15 protein-coding genes and 1 riboswitch are annotated in these 15,801 nt (G+C 68.7%); of the genes, 12 read left to right on the top strand and 3 right to left on the bottom strand.

The annotated features are described in order from the left end of the window. Positions 1–295: 295 nt before the first annotated feature. The 4 genes from coxB to ABZU99_RS12810 all read left to right on the top strand — a co-directional run bounded on the left by coxB (position 296) and on the right by ABZU99_RS12810 (position 4,778). Complete coding sequence (gene coxB / locus ABZU99_RS12825; RefSeq protein ID WP_355939127.1) at positions 296–1,258, top strand: cytochrome c oxidase subunit II; 963 nt, start codon at positions 296–298, stop codon at positions 1,256–1,258. Then, complete coding sequence (gene ctaD / locus ABZU99_RS12820; protein WP_356046965.1) at positions 1,255–2,994, top strand: cytochrome c oxidase subunit I; 1,740 nt, start codon at positions 1,255–1,257, stop codon at positions 2,992–2,994. Before coxB ends, ctaD begins: the two co-directional genes overlap by 4 nt. Then, complete coding sequence (locus ABZU99_RS12815; RefSeq protein WP_356046967.1) at positions 2,991–3,389, top strand: cytochrome c oxidase subunit 4; 399 nt, start codon at positions 2,991–2,993, stop codon at positions 3,387–3,389. The genes ctaD and ABZU99_RS12815 overlap by 4 nt, the downstream gene beginning before the upstream one ends. A 138-nt stretch (positions 3,390–3,527) precedes the next feature. Continuing rightward, complete coding sequence (locus ABZU99_RS12810; RefSeq protein ID WP_355939136.1) at positions 3,528–4,778, top strand: Ig-like domain-containing protein; 1,251 nt, start codon at positions 3,528–3,530, stop codon at positions 4,776–4,778. A gap of 20 nt (positions 4,779–4,798) precedes the next feature. Here the strand turns inward: ABZU99_RS12810 and ABZU99_RS12805 are convergent, their stop codons facing one another. Then, entirely contained in the window at positions 4,799–5,200 is a 402-nt protein-coding gene (locus ABZU99_RS12805; protein ID WP_355939138.1) for a hypothetical protein, read from the bottom strand. A 199-nt stretch (positions 5,201–5,399) separates the two neighbouring features. On the opposite strand from ABZU99_RS12805, the gene ABZU99_RS12800 reads away from it, so the two are divergent. The 6 genes from ABZU99_RS12800 (at position 5,400) to ABZU99_RS12775 (ending at position 12,587) form a co-directional block, all read left to right on the top strand. After that, complete coding sequence (locus ABZU99_RS12800; protein WP_355939141.1) at positions 5,400–6,020, top strand: heme-copper oxidase subunit III; 621 nt, start codon at positions 5,400–5,402, stop codon at positions 6,018–6,020. Positions 6,021–6,089: 69 nt separating this feature from the next. Continuing rightward, positions 6,090–6,899: a c-type cytochrome gene (locus tag ABZU99_RS12795; protein ID WP_356046969.1), complete on the top strand. Its 810-nt coding sequence runs from the start codon at positions 6,090–6,092 to the stop codon at positions 6,897–6,899. After that, the gene (locus tag ABZU99_RS12790; protein WP_355939146.1) at positions 6,896–7,954 is read left to right on the top strand and encodes a Rieske 2Fe-2S domain-containing protein; all 1,059 of its coding nucleotides are present in this window, start codon (positions 6,896–6,898) and stop codon (positions 7,952–7,954) included. Before ABZU99_RS12795 ends, ABZU99_RS12790 begins: the two co-directional genes overlap by 4 nt. After that, positions 7,951–9,588: a cytochrome bc complex cytochrome b subunit gene (locus ABZU99_RS12785; RefSeq protein WP_356046971.1), complete on the top strand. Its 1,638-nt coding sequence runs from the start codon at positions 7,951–7,953 to the stop codon at positions 9,586–9,588. The genes ABZU99_RS12790 and ABZU99_RS12785 overlap by 4 nt, the downstream gene beginning before the upstream one ends. Positions 9,589–9,780: 192 nt before the next feature. Further along, the gene (trpD, locus tag ABZU99_RS12780) at positions 9,781–10,854 is read left to right on the top strand and encodes an anthranilate phosphoribosyltransferase (protein ID WP_355939152.1); all 1,074 of its coding nucleotides are present in this window, start codon (positions 9,781–9,783) and stop codon (positions 10,852–10,854) included. An 82-nt stretch (positions 10,855–10,936) separates the two neighbouring features. Then, a riboswitch (SAM riboswitch) is annotated at positions 10,937–11,054 on the top strand. Positions 11,055–11,225: 171 nt separating this feature from the next. Next, complete coding sequence (locus ABZU99_RS12775) at positions 11,226–12,587, top strand: aminotransferase class V-fold PLP-dependent enzyme (protein WP_356046974.1); 1,362 nt, start codon at positions 11,226–11,228, stop codon at positions 12,585–12,587. Between the two features lie 204 nt (positions 12,588–12,791). Here ABZU99_RS12775 and ABZU99_RS12770 read toward each other — a convergent pair whose 3' ends face one another. Both ABZU99_RS12770 and ABZU99_RS12765 read right to left on the bottom strand, forming a co-directional pair. Next, complete coding sequence (locus ABZU99_RS12770) at positions 12,792–13,073, bottom strand: Lrp/AsnC ligand binding domain-containing protein (protein ID WP_123100692.1); 282 nt, start codon at positions 13,071–13,073, stop codon at positions 12,792–12,794. Then, positions 13,070–13,780, bottom strand: coding sequence for a rhomboid family intramembrane serine protease (locus tag ABZU99_RS12765; RefSeq protein WP_355939161.1), 711 nt, complete (start codon positions 13,778–13,780; stop codon positions 13,070–13,072). The genes ABZU99_RS12770 and ABZU99_RS12765 overlap by 4 nt, the downstream gene beginning before the upstream one ends. A gap of 129 nt (positions 13,781–13,909) precedes the next feature. Here ABZU99_RS12765 and ABZU99_RS12760 point away from each other — a divergent pair, with 129 nt between their 5' ends. Then, positions 13,910–14,155, top strand: a complete 246-nt coding sequence (locus ABZU99_RS12760) for a hypothetical protein (RefSeq protein ID WP_355939164.1) — start codon at positions 13,910–13,912, stop codon at positions 14,153–14,155. A 17-nt stretch (positions 14,156–14,172) separates the two neighbouring features. Beyond that, positions 14,173–15,534: an NYN domain-containing protein gene (locus ABZU99_RS12755; RefSeq protein WP_355939166.1), complete on the top strand. Its 1,362-nt coding sequence runs from the start codon at positions 14,173–14,175 to the stop codon at positions 15,532–15,534. The last annotated feature ends 267 nt before the right edge of the window (positions 15,535–15,801 follow it).

Raw genomic sequence — 15,801 nt, 5'->3', positions numbered from 1 at the left:
CCCCCGAAAGGATGTACCCCGCAGCCCGGTCGCCGGAACGGGTGTCCTGGGCGGCGTGCGGTCCCGGTGCCGGACGCCGACCCCACCGGGGCCGAAAACCGCTGGCGGAGCAGGGGATTCCATCCCTTCGGGGAGCGGCCCGGCGCGTTGGGCACCCTCCCCGCGCAGCCCCAAATGGCGTCCAGTAGGGTTTGGTCCGCATAAACATCCAAACCCCTGCTCGCACCGGGCCGGCGACCGACCAGACAGACGGCCGCGGCCGACCGCGCGGGCGAGACTCTCGGGAAGGCGCTACGTGAGTCCCAACGGCTCCGACCGCTCGTCGCGGCGCCCGGTGCGGCGGAAGCTGCTGCAGGCGCTGGCCGCGGGCTTGGTCCTGGCGACCGCCACCGGTTGCACATCCAAGGACTTCCCCCGCCTCGGAATGCCCACTCCCGTCACGGAGGAGGCGCCGCGGATCCTCTCCCTGTGGCAGGGCTCGTGGGCGGCAGCGCTCGCCACGGGCATACTGGTCTGGGGCCTGATTCTGTGGGCGGTCATCTTCCACCGCCGCAGCAGGACCAAGATCGAGGTTCCCGCGCAGACCCGGTACAACATGCCCATCGAGGCGCTGTACACCGTGGTCCCGATCATCATCGTCTCGGTGCTGTTCTACTTCACCGCACGCGATGAGAACGCGCTCCTGAAGACCTCCAAGAAGCCCGACCACGTGGTCAACGTGGTGGGCTACCAGTGGAGCTGGGGCTTCAACTACATGGAGAACGTGGACGGGGACACCGCCACTCCGAAGCAGAACGCCAAGGAGATCGCGGCCATCCCCGACCGCCTGCTCACCGGGGTGCCCAAGGGCGCCGAGGGCGTCTACGACGCCGGTATCCCCGGTGAGCGAAACCCGCAGAACGGCAACCCGGGCCCCACCCTGTGGCTGCCGAAGGGTGAGTCGGTCCAGTTCATCCTGACCTCCCGCGATGTCATCCACTCGTTCTGGGTACTTCCCTTCCTGATGAAGATGGACGTCATTCCGGGGAAGACCAACGTCTTTGAGGTCACCCCCACCCGCGAGGGGACCTTCAGGGGCAAGTGCGCCGAGCTGTGCGGCGTCGACCACTCCCGGATGCTCTTCAACGTCAAGGTCGTGTCGCCGGAGCGCTACCGGCAGCACCTGAAGGACCTGGTGAAGAAGGGCCAGACCGGCTACATCCCGGCGGGCATTGCGCAGACGGACGCCGCCAAGAACGCGGAGACCAAGAACAAGTGAGCATCCTCAACGAACCTCAGGGTGCCGACGCGACCGCCTCACACGCAGGCGAGTTGCCGGTGCGCCGTAAGCAGCCCGGCAATGTCGTCGTCAAGTGGCTGACGACCACGGACCACAAGACGATCGGCACGCTCTACCTCGTCACGTCGTTCGCGTTCTTCTGCATCGGCGGGCTGATGGCGCTCCTCATGCGCGCCGAGCTCGCCCGCCCCGGCACGCAGATCATGAACAACGAACAGTTCAACCAGGCGTTCACCATGCATGGCACGATCATGCTGCTGATGTTCGCCACCCCGCTGTTCGCCGGCTTCACGAACTGGATCATGCCGCTGCAGATCGGCGCGCCCGATGTGGCGTTCCCGCGGCTGAACATGTTCGCCTACTGGCTGTACCTCTTCGGCTCGCTGATCGCGGTGGGCGGCTTTCTGACCCCGCAGGGCGCGGCCGACTTCGGCTGGTTCGCCTACTCCCCGCTGTCGGACGCGGTCCGCTCGCCGGGCGTCGGCGCGGACATGTGGATCATGGGTCTGGCGCTGTCCGGCTTCGGCACGATCCTCGGTGCGGTCAACTTCATCACCACGATCATCTGCATGCGCGCTCCGGGCATGACGATGTTCCGGATGCCGATCTTCACCTGGAACGTGCTGCTCACCGCCGTGCTGGTGCTGCTCGCCTTCCCGGTTCTGGCCGCCGCGCTCTTCGCGCTGGAGGCGGATCGTAAATTCGGGGCGCATGTCTTCGACGCGGCCAATGGCGGCGCCTTGCTCTGGCAGCACCTCTTCTGGTTCTTCGGCCATCCCGAGGTGTACATCATCGCGCTGCCGTTCTTCGGCATCATTTCCGAGATCATTCCGGTGTTCTCCCGGAAGCCGATGTTCGGTTACATCGGCCTGATCGCCGCGACGATCGCCATCGCCGGTCTTTCGGTGACGGTGTGGGCGCACCACATGTATGTGACCGGCGGAGTGCTGCTGCCGTTCTTCTCCTTCATGACGTTCCTCATCGCGGTCCCGACCGGAGTGAAGTTCTTCAACTGGATCGGCACCATGTGGAAGGGGTCGCTGAGTTTCGAGACCCCGATGCTCTGGGCCGTCGGCTTTCTGATCACTTTCACCTTCGGTGGTCTGACCGGTGTGATCCTGGCGTCGCCGCCGATGGACTTCCACGTCTCCGACTCGTACTTCGTGGTGGCCCACTTCCACTACGTGGTGTTCGGCACCGTCGTCTTCGCGATGTTCGCCGGCTTCCACTTCTGGTGGCCCAAGTTCACCGGCAAGATGCTGGACGAGCGGCTCGGCAAGATCACCTTCTGGACGCTGTTCGTGGGCTTCCACGGCACGTTCCTGGTGCAGCACTGGCTGGGCGCCGAGGGCATGCCGCGCCGGTACGCCGACTACCTGGCGGCCGACGGCATCACCCTGCTGAACACGATCTCGACCATCAGCTCCTTCGTGCTGGGCCTTTCGATCCTGCCGTTCTTCTACAACGTCTGGAAGACTGCCAAGTACGGCAAGAAGGTCGAGGTCGACGACCCGTGGGGCTACGGCCGTTCGCTGGAGTGGGCGACTTCCTGCCCGCCGCCGCGGCACAACTTCCTCACGCTGCCGAGGATCCGTTCCGAATCCCCGGCGTTCGATCTGCACCACCCGGAGATCGCGGCGCTCGACCAGCTCGAGAACCACGGTGTGCCCGCTGGTGACAAGGCCCTCGTGGGTGGCAAGGAGGCCGGCAAGTGAAGATCCAGGGACGGATGTTCATCTGGCTCGCCGTCTTCATGCTGGTGATGGCGATCGTGTATGGCGTGTGGTCGAAGGAGCCCGCCGGCACCACCGCGCTCTTCCTCGCCTTCGGACTGAGCATCATGATCGGCTTCTACCTGGCCTTCACAGCTCGCCGGGTGGACGCCGGAGCGCAGGACAACAAGGACGCGGATGTCGCGGACGACGCCGGTGAGCTGGGCTTCTTCTCCCCGCACAGCTGGCAGCCGCTTGCCCTCGCCTTCGGTGGGGCCCTGGCCTTCATGGCCATCGCCTTCGGCTGGTGGCTGCTCTTCTTCTCGGCCCCGATCGTGATGGTCGGTCTCTTCGGCTGGGTCTTCGAGTACTACCGCGGCGAGAACGCGAACCAGTAACCGGTTCCGGCCGGTCAGCGAGCGGGGCCCGGACACCTCCCCAGGTGCCCGGGCCCCGCTCGTGTGTGCTCCGTCCGGGTGTCACTCCGCCGCTTCACTCCGCGCGCCGAACGCGGCGGCCGTTCTTAGCGTGGGCCCATGAGCCACACACCTCGATCATCGCGAACCCGAGCGGTGTTCACCTGCGCTCTGCTGGTGGCGCCGCTGATAGCGGGGCTGAGTGGATGCGGGGGCCCCTCCTCGGACCCGCTGTCCGCCAAGCCGTACGACGCCGCCGACCAGATCTCGTTCAGCGGCGACGGGGACAGCCACCAGGCCGACCCGGACAAGCCGCTCGAAGTGACGGCCAAGGGGGACGACAGCCGGATCACGGACGTCACGGCCACCGACGCCGCGGGCCGTTACGTCCGCGGTGAGCTGAGCCCCGACGGCAGCCGGTGGCGCAGCACCGTGCCGCTGGCCGCGGGCGCGCACTACACGCTGAAGGTGTCCACGGAGGACTCGGGCGGCGCCCCGGGCCGCCGTGCCATCGACTTCACCACCACCGGCTCCGCCAAGAAGCGGCTGAAGGTCACCTTCGGCCCGAAGGCGGGCGAGTACGGGGTGGGGCAGCCCATCACCGCCAAGCTGAGCGCACCGGTCAAGGACCCGTCGGCGCGGGCCGTCATCGAGCGCGCCCTGAAGGTCGACTCACAGCCCGCGGTGGAGGGGGTCTGGCACTGGGCGGACGACCGGAACCTGCACTACCGTCCGCAGGAGTACTGGCCCGCCCACGCCACGATCAAGGTGCACTCCAACCTCAACGGCATCAGGATCGGCGCGGGGCTCTACGGCGGCGCCGCCAAGTCGCTGCGGCTGACCACCGGTGACCGCATCGAGGCCCTGACCGACTCCGGCACCCACCAGATGACGGTGAGGCGGAACGGGGTGCCCATCCGGACCATCCCGATCACCACCGGCATGCCCGGCTTCGACACCCGAAACGGCATCAAGGTGATCCTCGCCAAGGAATCCGCCGTGCGGATGACCGGCGCCAGCATCGGGCTCGGGAACTCCTACGACCTGATGGTCTACTGGGCCACCCGGGTGACGTGGAGCGGTGAATACGTCCACGCCGCGCCGTGGTCCACCGGCTCCCAGGGCGTCGCCAACGTCAGCCACGGCTGCACCGGTATGTCCACGGCGAACGCGCAGTGGTTCTTCAACACCGTGCGCCTCGGAGACATCGTCAGGGTCGTGAACAGCAACGGAGACAACATGACGGCGTTCGACAACGGCTACGGCGACTGGAACATGGCCTGGGCCGACTGGCGCCAGGGCAGCGCCCTCGCCGGCCAGCGCGAGGGCAACGACCCGGCCGACTCGGCCCGGCTCCGCCCCCAGGTGTGACCCCGATGGCCCCCGCGAGGTCAGGCGTCCACGGCCGGCCGCGTGCGCAGCAGCCCGGCCAGCGCGTCCGCCAGGGCCACCGGGTCCACCGGATGGGTGACCGCGGCCTCCGCGCGGCTCCAGGTGGCCAGCCAGGCGTCCTGCGGGCGGCCGATGAGGAGCAGCACCGGCGGACACCGGAAGATCTCGTCCTTGATCTGCCGGCAGACGCCCATACCGCCCGCGGGCGCCGTCTCGCCGTCCAGTACGCACGCGTCGATACCCCCGTCCTCCAGAGCCGAGAGGACGGCGGGGAGGGTCGCGCACTCGACGAACTCGACCGGCGGCACATCCGCGGCGGGCCGCCGCCCGGCCGCGAGCCGCACCTGCTCACGGGTGCTCGCATCATCGCTGTAGACCAGCACCGTTGCGGTCGGCCGCATGGCGTCCTCCGGGCGAAGTAAGTGATCCGCTGGGCTCCTGTCGCGGATGCTACTCCGGTACAGCCGTGCGGAGGAGGGGGCGTACGGATCTCTCCCTCCTTCGAGGGACTGGCCCGTAGAGCCCCGACGAGCAGCATCGATGGCCTTGACACTCCGAACGGGACCCCCGGGAGTGAGCGCTGGATAAGCGACCGACATAATGTCGGTCGTGGCGACAGCAACAGCAGTAGATACCGGGCACGCGCACCCGTCGGTCAACCGGCCGAACCTCACCAGCGTCGGAACCATCATCTGGCTGAGTTCCGAGCTGATGTTCTTCGCGGCCCTCTTCGCGATGTACTTCACCCTGCGATCGGTGACCGGAGCCGAGCACTGGAAGGAAATGGCGTCCGCGCTGAACTTCCCGTTCTCGGCGACGAACACCACGATCCTGGTGCTCTCCTCCCTCACCTGCCAGCTCGGTGTCTTCGCCGCCGAGCGCGGCGACGTGAAGAAGCTGCGCACCTGGTTCGTGATCACCTTCATGATGGGCGCGATCTTCGTCGGCGGTCAGATCTTCGAATACACCGAACTGGTCAAGCATGACGGGCTCTCGCTCTCGTCCGACCCGTACGGTTCGGTGTTCTACCTGACCACCGGTTTCCACGGACTGCATGTGACAGGCGGCCTCATCGCCTTCCTGCTGGTCCTGGGCAGGACGTACGCGGCCAAGAGGTTCACCCACCAGCAGGCGACGGCGGCGATCGTCGTGTCCTACTACTGGCACTTCGTCGATGTCGTCTGGATCGGCCTCTTCGCCACGATCTACATGATCAAGTAAGCCGGTCTCCGCGACCGGAACCACGTCCTTAAAGCATCGACGCAGAAGATCCTGACACCGGGGTAATCCGTGAAAAAGCTCTCCGCACGACGGCGCCATCCGCTGGCTGCGCTCGTCGTCCTACTCTTCGCGCTGGCGGTCACTGGGGGGCTGTACGCCGCGTTCTCGCCGAGCGAGGCGAAGGCCGATGACAGCTCCGCCCAGTCCCTCGCCATCGAGGAGGGCAAGAAGCTCTATGCCGTCGGCTGCGCCACCTGCCATGGCACGGGCGGTCAGGGGACCACCGACGGCCCTAGCCTGGTCGGAGTGGGCTCCGCCGCCGTCGACTTCCAGGTCGGCACCGGCCGTATGCCCGCCCAGCAGCCGGGCGCCCAGGTGCCGAAGAAGAAGAAGATCTACTCGGACGCCGAGATCGAGCAGCTGGCCGCGTACATCGCCTCGCTCGGCCCGGGTCCGGTGACCCCCACCAAGGGCCAGTACAGCCCTGACGGCGCGGACATCGCGAAGGGCGGGGAGCTCTTCCGTACGAACTGCGCGCAGTGCCACAACTTCGCCGGCAAGGGCGGCGCCCTGACGAACGGCAAGTACGCGCCGGCCCTCGATGGCGTCGAGCCCAAGCACCTCTACGAGGCCATGCAGACCGGCCCGCAGAACATGCCCTCCTTCCCCGACACCACGCTGCCGGAGAAGAACAAGAAGGACATCATCGCGTACCTCGACACGGTCAACAGCGACAAGACCAAGACCCCCGGCGGCCTTGAGCTCGGCGGGCTCGGCCCCGTCAGCGAGGGCCTCTTCGGCTGGGTCTTCGGGATGGGCGCGCTGATCGTCCTCACCATCTGGGTCGCCGCCCGGACCGCAAAGGCCAAGAAGTCATGAGTAGCCACGAGATGCCAGACGCAGAAGACAAGCTGCCGCAGGAGCGGGCGGCCGGGGAGGGCGCGGTAGCGGTCTCCGAGGACCCGTTCGCCGACCCGGGGCTGCCCCCGCACGAGCACCGCAAGCAGGACATCGACGAGCGGGCCGCGAGGCGCTCCGAGCGCACGGTCGCCCTGCTGTTCACGGTCTCGATGGTGGCCACGATCGCCTTCATCGCCTCGTATGTGGCCCTCCCGGTGGACAAGTACATCTATGTCTTCCCGATCGGCCACGTCAGCGCGCTCAACTTCGCGCTGGGACTGACCCTCGGCATCGCCCTGTTCGCCATCGGCGCGGGCGCGGTCCACTGGGCCCGCACCCTGATGTCCGATGTGGAGGTCGCCGACGAGCGCCACCCCATCGAGGCCCCCCCCGAGGTCAAGGCCAAGGTCCTCGACGACTTCCGGACGGGCGCCGAGGAGTCCGGCTTCGGCCGGCGCAAGCTCGCGCGCAACACCCTCTTCGGCGCGCTGGCGCTGGTGCCGCTCTCCGGCGTGGTGCTGCTGCGCGACCTCGGTCCGCTGCCGGGCACCAAGCTCCGGCACACCAAGTGGGCCAAGGGCAAGCGGCTGATGAACCAGAACACCATGCAGCCGCTGCGCCCCGAGGACATCGTCGTCGGCTCGCTGACCTTCGCCATGCCCGAGGGCATGAGCGAGGAGCAGCACGACTTCCAGACGGAGATCGCCAAGGCGGCCCTGATGCTGGTCCGGCTGCAGCCGGAGAACATCAAGGACAAGCGCGAGCTGGACTGGTCGCACGACGGCATCGTCGCGTTCTCGAAGATCTGCACCCACGTCGGCTGCCCGATCAACCTGTACGAGCAGCAGACGCACCACGTCCTGTGCCCCTGCCATCAGTCGACGTTCGACCTCTCCGACGGTGGCCGAGTGATCTTCGGTCCGGCCGGTCACGCCCTGCCGCAGTTGCGGATCTCGGTCAATGACCAGGGGTACCTCGAAGCCATGGGCGACTTCCCGGAGCCCGTCGGTCCTGCTTTCTGGGAGCGCGGATGAGTACTGACACCACGCGGCACACCGAGCGGCGCGGCAAAGCGCCCGCGGGTGAGCGCGTCGCCGACTGGGCCGACGGCCGGCTGGGCATCTACAGCCTCGCCAAGGCCAATATGCGCAAGATCTTCCCGGACCACTGGTCCTTCATGCTGGGCGAGGTCTGCCTCTACAGCTTCATCATCATCATCCTCACGGGTGTGTATCTGACGCTGTTCTTCCACCCCAGCATGGAAGAGGTCACGTACCACGGCCCGTACGTGCCGATGCAGGGCGTCAAGATGTCCGAGGCGTTCGCCTCGACGCTCGACATCAGCTTCGAGGTCCGCGGCGGTCTGCTGATCCGGCAGATCCACCACTGGGCGGCGCTGGTGTTCCTCGCCGGCATGTTCGTCCACATGATGCGGGTGTTCTTCACCGGTGCGTTCCGCAAGCCGCGTGAGATCAACTGGCTCTTCGGCTTCCTGCTGTTCTTCCTCGGCATGCTGACCGGCTTCACCGGCTACTCGCTCCCCGACGACCTGCTCTCCGGCACCGGTCTGCGGTTCATCGAGGGCGTGTTCCTGTCGATCCCGGTCGTGGGCACCTACATCTCGATGTTCGTGTTCGGCGGCGAGTTCCCCGGTATGGACCTCATCCCGAGGCTCTACCCGGTCCACGTCCTGCTGCTGCCGGGCATCATGCTCGGCCTGCTGGTGGCGCACCTGATCCTGGTCTTCTACCACAAGCACACGCAGTTCCCGGGCGCCGGAAAGACCGAGAAGAACGTGGTCGGCATGCCCCTGCTGCCGGTCTACATGGCCAAGGCGGGCGGCTTCTTCTTCCTGGTCTTCGGTGTGATCGCGGCCATCTCGGCGATCGCCACCATCAACCCGATCTGGACCATCGGCCCCTACCGGCCCGACCAGGTGTCCACCGGCGCCCAACCCGACTGGTACATGGGCTTCGCCGAGGGTCTGGTCCGGGTGATGCCCGGCTGGGAGATCAACGCCTGGGGTCACACGCTCGTCCTGGGCGTGTTCATCCCGATCGTGCTCTTCCCGCTGGTCCTGCTGGCCATCGGCGTCTACCCGTTCATCGAGTCCTGGATCACCGGGGACAAGCGCGAGCACCACATCCTGGACCGTCCGCGCAACGCCCCGACCCGCACCGCCTTCGGCGTCGCCTGGCTGACCGCGTACTTCGTGATGCTGATCGGTGGCGGTAACGACCTGTGGGCCACCCACTTCCACCTCTCGATCAACTCGATCACGTGGTTCGTGCGGATCGCCTTCTTCGCCGGCCCGGTCCTGGCCTTCATCGCCACCAAGCGGATCTGCCTGGGCCTCCAGCGGCGCGACCGCGACAAGGTGCTGCACGGTCGCGAGACCGGCATCATCAAGCGGCTGCCGCACGGTGAGTTCATCGAGGTGCACGAGCCGATCTCGCAGGAGCAGCGGCATCTGCTCACCCAGCATGAGCAGCCGGAGCCGTACGAGGTCGGTCCGGCCGTGGACGAGAACGGGGTCGCCCGCAAGATAAAGCCGTCGCAGAAGCTCCGCTCGAAGCTCTCCAAGAGCTACTACGGCGAGGATGCCGTCATTCCGAAGCCGACGCGTGCGGAGTACGACGAGATCACCAGCGGCCACGGCCACCACTGATCTCTCGCACGTCAGCTGACGCCACCGCCAGGGCCTCGGTCCGGACCTCAGGGTCCGGACCGAGGCCCTGGTCGTTGTCCGCCATACGGGCGTGCGGCGGGTGGCGTTCTCGCGCCGATAGGCTTGCCACGGGCGCCACGCCCGTATGGCGGGCCCCTTCCCCTGCCCACCCCACGGATCCAGGAGCGGACCATGGACGTTGTGACCCCCGCCGGAGGCGACAGCACCGCGACGGCCCGCACCTGGCCGGATGTCCTCGACTCACTGCTGCGGGGCCGGGACCTCAGCGCCGATGACACCGCCTGGGCCATGGACCGGATCATGCGGGGTGAGGCCACCGACGCGCAGATCGCCGGTTTCGCCGTCGCGCTGCGGGCCAAGGGCGAGACCGTGGCCGAGATGTCCGGGCTCGTCCGGGCCATGTACGAGCATGCCAAGGTGATCGAGGTGCCCGGGGCGACCGTCGACATCGTCGGCACCGGCGGCGACCGCGCCAGGACCGTCAATATCTCCACCATGTCCGCGCTGGTCGTCGCCGGCACCGGGGCGCGGGTCGTCAAGCACGGCAACCGGGCCTCGTCCTCGGCCAGCGGTGCCTCCGACGTGCTGGAGAAGCTCGGGGTCAATCTGGAGCTCAGCCCGCGGCGGGTGGCCGAGATCGCCGAGGAGGCGGGGATCACCATGTGCTTCGCGGTGAAGTTCCACCCGTCGCTGCGGCATGTCGCCCCCGCCCGTCGCGAGCTGGGCATCGCCACCCCGTTCAACTTCCTGGGCCCGCTGACCAACCCGGCGCGGGTGCGATGCCAGGCCACGGGCGTCGCGGACGCGCGAATGGCGCCGATCATGGCCAGTGTGCTGGCGGAGCGCGGCTCCTCGGCGCTGGTGTTCCGCGGCGATGACGGTCTGGACGAGCTGACGGTGACGTCGACCTCGCAGGTGTGGGTGGTCCGCGACGGCGTCGTACGCCAGGAGACGTTCGACCCGCGGGACATCGGGTTCGAGCTGGCCCCCGTGGAGGCGCTGCGCGGCGCGGACGCGTCGTACAACGCGGACGTGGCGCGGCGGCTGCTGGCGGGCGAGACGGGCCCGGTACGGGACGCGGTGCTCCTGAACTCGGCGGCGGCGCTCGTGGCGCTGGAGCCGGAGCCGGGCGACAAGCCGCTGGCGGAGCGGATCGCGGCGGGTGTGGCGCGGGCGGCCGAGTCGATCGACTCGGGGGCGGCGGGCAGCGCCCTGGAGCGGTGGGTGCTGGCGAGCAACGCGTGATCCGAAGGTCGTGCAGCAGCCCCTGTCCGGGATGCGGACAGGGGCTGCGTGCGTCGATCAGCCGATGGCATACTGCCGGCCAGGTCACGAGCGACAGCGACTACGGCCCCGGCCCGCTGTCCGGCAACCCTCCGTCCGTGGCGGGGTGCCCCGGGTGATGACCAGGCCGCAGGCAGCGAGGTCTGCGGCAAGCGCGGACCCCTCGCACTAGGGGTCCTGGTGGTCGAGGGAGTTCTTCCGTGATGCAGCGAATGCGCTAGGGCCGGACGGCCCGTTCCCTTTCGTTCCTTCCGCGCCCTGGCGGCAGATTCCGCCTGCGCGTCCGCATGCACGCCTTTTCGGCTTTTTCGGCATTCCCGGGAGAATTCGCCATGTCCGCTTTTTCGTCTGTTGCCACCTGCGAGCCGCTTCCCGTCCTCGGCAGCGATGTCCGCGTCCCCCTGGTCACCGGTGGCGAGGTGACGTATGCCGCGCTCGACTACGCCGCCAGTGCGCCCGCCCTGCGGCGCGTGTGGGACGACGTCGCCGCGTACGCCCCGTACTACGGAAGCGTGCACCGCGGGGCGGGCTATCTCTCCCAGCTGTCGACCGATCTGTTCGAGAACAGCCGTAAGGACGTCGCCGCCTTCCTCGGCTGCCGCGAGGACGATCAGGTCGTCTTCACCCGCTCGACCACGGACTCCCTCAACCTGCTGGCCGCCGTGGCGCCGCGGGGCACCGAGGTCTTCGTGTTCGAGACCGAGCACCATGCCTCGCTGCTGCCGTGGGAGCAGCGGGAGGACGTGCGGGTGCGCTACCTGAGCGCACCGCGCTCGCCGCGGCAGGCGGTGGAGACGCTGGAGAAGGCGCTGGCGGGCCGGGACGGCGGTGCGGCGCTGGTGTGTGTGACGGGTGCGTCGAATGTGACAGGTGAGCTGTGGCCGGTGCGAGAGCTGGCGGCGGTGGCGCATGCGCACGGCGCGCGGATCGTGCTGGACGCCGCCCAGCTCGCCCCCCATCATCCGGTGGACATCGCCGAGGCGGATGTCGACTGGGTGGCGTTCTCCGGACACAAGCTGTACGCGCCGTTCGGGGCGGGCGTGCTGGCCGGGCGGGCCGACTGGCTGCGGGAGGCGCGGCCGTACCTGGCGGGCGGCGGCGCGAGCCGCAAGGTCGCGCGGCGGGAGGATGGCGGGGTGGACGTCGAGTGGCACACCACCGCCGCCCGGCACGAGGCCGGTTCGCCGAATGTGATCGGGGTGTACGCGATCGCCTCGGCGTGCAAGGCGCTGTCCGAGGCCGGCTTCGAGGGGCTGGTCGCGCGCGAGCGCCAGCTCATCGAGACGGTGCGGCAGGGGCTGGCCGAGGTGCCCGAGGTGCGGGTGCTGTCCCTGTTCGGCGACGACGCTCCCCGGGTGGGAGTGCTCTCGTTCGTGGTGGAGGGCTGGAACAGCTCGCACTTCGCGGCGGCGCTCTCCGCGGAGTACGGCATCGGCGTGCGCGACGGCCTCTTCTGCGCGCATCCGCTGGTACGGACCCTGCTGGGCAGTGAACCCGAGGAGCCGGGCGAGTGCGGGGCGCCCGAGGCGGCGCCGGGGGAGCGTTCGCTGAACGCGATCCGGGTCAGCTTCGGCGCGGGCACCCCGGATGAGCATGTGGAGCGCTTCGTCCGCGCCGTGAAGGAACTGGTCCGGGACGGCGCCCGGTGGACCTACCGCACCGAGGACGGCCGCTGCGTCCCGGCGCGGGGCTGAAGCCCGGGGCCCAGGGGTGCGCTTCCTGGGCCCGGCTGTGCCCCAGGGCCCGGAAAGGGCCTGAGCGGTTACGGCGAAGTCAAGTGCTGATCCTTCTCCGCGTCACTGCAATGCCGGTGACTTTGCAGGCTTCCAAGGCATGCCGATCGGGGGCATCGCTTCAGGTCAGCGCCTCGCAAGCCCTACTAAGTCACCGGCATGGGCCTAGCTGTCGAGGCCGATGGCGAAGGCGGCCTCGAGGTCGTGCTGAGAGTACGTGCGGAAGGCGATGTGCGTCTCCGTCGAGGCGACCCCCGGCACCTTGCTGATCTGGCCCGGGATGATGTCCGCGAGATCGTCGTGCTGCGCGACCCGCACCATCGCGATCAGATCGTGCGCTCCGGTGACCGAATAGACCTCGCTCACGCCCTCGATCGCGGCGATCTTCTCGGCGATCTCCGGAATCCGGTCCACGCTGGTCTTGATGAGCACGATCGAAGTGATCACGGCTGGCTTTCTCCCTCGCTGGACCTGGCTGCGGCGCCCACTCTAGCCGTCCGCCCGAACCGGGCCCACGCGTAGAGAAATCCGAGCGTGAAGCCCACGAGATGGGCGAGGTAGGCGACGCCGGGGCGGTCGTCGGCCTCGCGGGCGGACATCCATTGGAGGGCGACCCAGAAGATCAGGACGACCCAGGCGGGGAAGCGCAGCGGCAGAAAGAACAAAAACGGGAAGAGGCTGGTCACCCGGGCCCACGGAAACAGCCACAGAAAGGCGCCGAGTACGCCGGAAATGGCCCCGGAGGCGCCGACCAGGGTCTGCGTGGAGTCGGCGTGCGCGGCGGCGTAGCCGAGCAGCGCGAGATAGCCGGTGGCGAGGTAGAAGAGAGCGAATTGGACTCGGCCCATGCGCTCTTCCGTCATAGCGCCGAAGACGTAGAGAAACAGCATGTTGCCGAGGAGATGCAGCCAGTTGCCGTGGACGAACAGCGCGGTCAGCGGGGTCAGCGGCTCGCCGGGGGTGCCGCTCCACAGGGCGCTCGGGACCACCCCCCAGCGCTCGAAGTACGCGGACTGCGCCTCGAGCAGCTTGCTTCCCGTGCCGTAGCCGGGATTGAGCCCGGAGGCCGGTCCCAGGACGAAGACCAGGCAGCACAGGGTGATGAGGGTGTACGTCATCAGGGGGCGGCCGGGCCCCGCGGACGTCTCGATCATGGTCAGATCATCGCGTACCCGGCACAACCTGCCCAGAGTGCCTCGCCGCGAGACGGGCCCGGCACAGGTCAGGGCTCAGGCCGTAGGGTTACAGGACGCCGATGAGTCCAGAAGCGAGGACGCGAGACGATGGCCGTTCCCCTGCCGACCGCCGAGACCCGCTGGCGCTGCACGCTGTGCGGCAATCTCACCCGATTCGACGTGACCCGCTCGACCAAGGCCGTGGAGTATGTGCACCTCGACCTGGCCGGGGAACCGAGAGTCGAGGAGCGCGAGGTGCTCAGTGAGACCATTGAGTCAGTGCGCTGCCGCTGGTGCAATGCGGTTGACCAGATCGAGCTGGTCGACCGCCCGGACACGAGCGCGAGCGCCTGAGAACGGAGCGATGACAGGTGGTGGACCGGACGGGCGGCCCCGGAGTGGCCGGTGACGCCGAGGGCGTCTCCGAGGCGCTCGACCGCCCCCTGCCGGAAGGGGTGCGGCGGCGTGTCGTGGCGCTCGTCGCGGACGCGTTCGGTGGTCTGACGGTCACCGAACTGCCACCTCAGCTGCGGCAGTACGCCCGATTCACCCCGACCCGCCGGGCGAAGTTCGCGGGGAACGCGATGGCCGCCGCGGTGGAGAGCGACCCCGTCTTCCGGCAGCGGATCGCGGAGCGGCTGCGGGAGACCCAGCCGGAGCTGGCCGAGGCGATCGAGGGCGGTTCGCCGCCCGCCGCGGCCGATCCGGTGGATGTCGCCGCGGTGGCGTATGTGCTGCGCCCGGTGGGCTGGGTCAAGCTGGTCGAGGCCGCCGGTGAGGAGGCCCAGCGGGCGTCCGCCGAGCGGGCCGGCGAGGAGGCGGCGCGTGAGCTGCAGCGGCTGCGCGACGAGCTCGCCGAGGCCAAGGCGGCGTCGCGCGGTGAGGCCGAGCGCGCCCGCGCCGAGCTGGACGCGGCGCGCAAGGAGAACGACGTGCTCCAGCGCAAGCTGCGGAGCGCACAGAGCGATGTGAAGCGGGGCGCGGCGGCGCTGCGCAAGGCCGAGGCCGAGTTGGACTCCGTACGGTCCGAGGCAGCCGCGCGGCAGGCGGCCGCGGACGGCGAGGCGCGCCGGCTGCGGGCCCGGCTCGCGGAGGCGGAGTCCGCGGTGGAGGCGAGCCGGCGGGCGGTGCGCGAGGGGCGCAGCGTGGAGGACATGCGGCTGCGGCTGCTGTTGGACACGGTGCTGGACGCGGCCCAGGGGCTACGGCGCGAACTGGCGCTGCCGCCCGCGTCGATGCACCCGGCGGACACGGTGGACGCGGTCGAGCCGGGGAAGATGACGCCGAAGGACATAGCGACCAGGGCGCTGTCGGAGACGGATCCGGCGCTGCTGGACCAGTTGCTCGCACTGCCGCAGGCGCATCTGGTGGTGGACGGCTACAACGTCACCAAGACCGGCTATCCGACGATGCCGTTGGAGAAGCAGCGGCTGCGGCTGCTGGGCGGTCTCGCGGTGCTCGCGGCCCAGACGGGGGCCGAGATGACCTGTGTCTTCGACGGGGCGGATCTGGCCACCCCGGTGCTGCTGGCCCCGCCGCGCGGGGTGCGGGTGCTGTTCAGCAAGCCGGGGGTGACCGCGGACGAGCTCATCCGGCAGCTGGTGCGGGCCGAGCCGCCGGGGCGGCCGGTGGTCGTGGTGTCGACCGATCGAGAGGTGGCCGACGGGGTTGCGCGCGCCGGAGCGCGCCCCGTGGCATCGGCCCTGTTGTTGAAGCGACTTGCGCGCACCTAAGGGGTGACCGCGGACGAGCTCGTCCGGCAGCTGGTGCGGGCCGAGCCGCCGGGGCGGCCGGTGGTCGTGGTGTCGACCGATCGAGAGGTGGCCGACGGGGTGGCGCGCGCCGGAGCGCGCCCCGTGGCATCGGCCCTGTTGTTGAAGCGACTTGCGCGCACCTAAGTGAAGTCTGATTATCAGCGCAGCGTCAAATGACCGTCACTGCCCGTGTGATATTTGTAAAAGATGCGCTCGAAGGGCCACTTTTTTGCCGTTGGGATTTGA

This window comes from Streptomyces sp. NPDC005266 (assembly GCF_040607655.1).
Classification (GTDB): domain Bacteria; phylum Actinomycetota; class Actinomycetes; order Streptomycetales; family Streptomycetaceae; genus Streptomyces.
Note: the sequence above shows the minus strand (reverse complement) of the source record. Positions and strands in the feature narration are given on the sequence as shown.

Excerpts from the sequence above, each read along its gene's own strand:
- ABZU99_RS12765 (WP_355939161.1), bottom strand. The coding sequence starts at position 13,780 with ATGATCGAGACGTCCGCGGGGCCCGGCCGCCCCCTGATGACGTACACC.
- ABZU99_RS12805 (WP_355939138.1), bottom strand. The coding sequence starts at position 5,200 with ATGCGGCCGACCGCAACGGTGCTGGTCTACAGCGATGATGCGAGCACC.
- ABZU99_RS12785 (WP_356046971.1), top strand. The coding sequence starts at position 7,951 with ATGAGTACTGACACCACGCGGCACACCGAGCGGCGCGGCAAAGCGCCC.
- ABZU99_RS12760 (WP_355939164.1), top strand. The coding sequence starts at position 13,910 with ATGGCCGTTCCCCTGCCGACCGCCGAGACCCGCTGGCGCTGCACGCTG.
- ABZU99_RS12790 (WP_355939146.1), top strand. The coding sequence starts at position 6,896 with ATGAGTAGCCACGAGATGCCAGACGCAGAAGACAAGCTGCCGCAGGAG.
- ABZU99_RS12810 (WP_355939136.1), top strand. The coding sequence starts at position 3,528 with ATGAGCCACACACCTCGATCATCGCGAACCCGAGCGGTGTTCACCTGC.
- ABZU99_RS12775 (WP_356046974.1), top strand. The coding sequence starts at position 11,226 with ATGTCCGCTTTTTCGTCTGTTGCCACCTGCGAGCCGCTTCCCGTCCTC.
- ABZU99_RS12800 (WP_355939141.1), top strand. The coding sequence starts at position 5,400 with ATGTCGGTCGTGGCGACAGCAACAGCAGTAGATACCGGGCACGCGCAC.
- trpD (WP_355939152.1), top strand. The coding sequence starts at position 9,781 with ATGGACGTTGTGACCCCCGCCGGAGGCGACAGCACCGCGACGGCCCGC.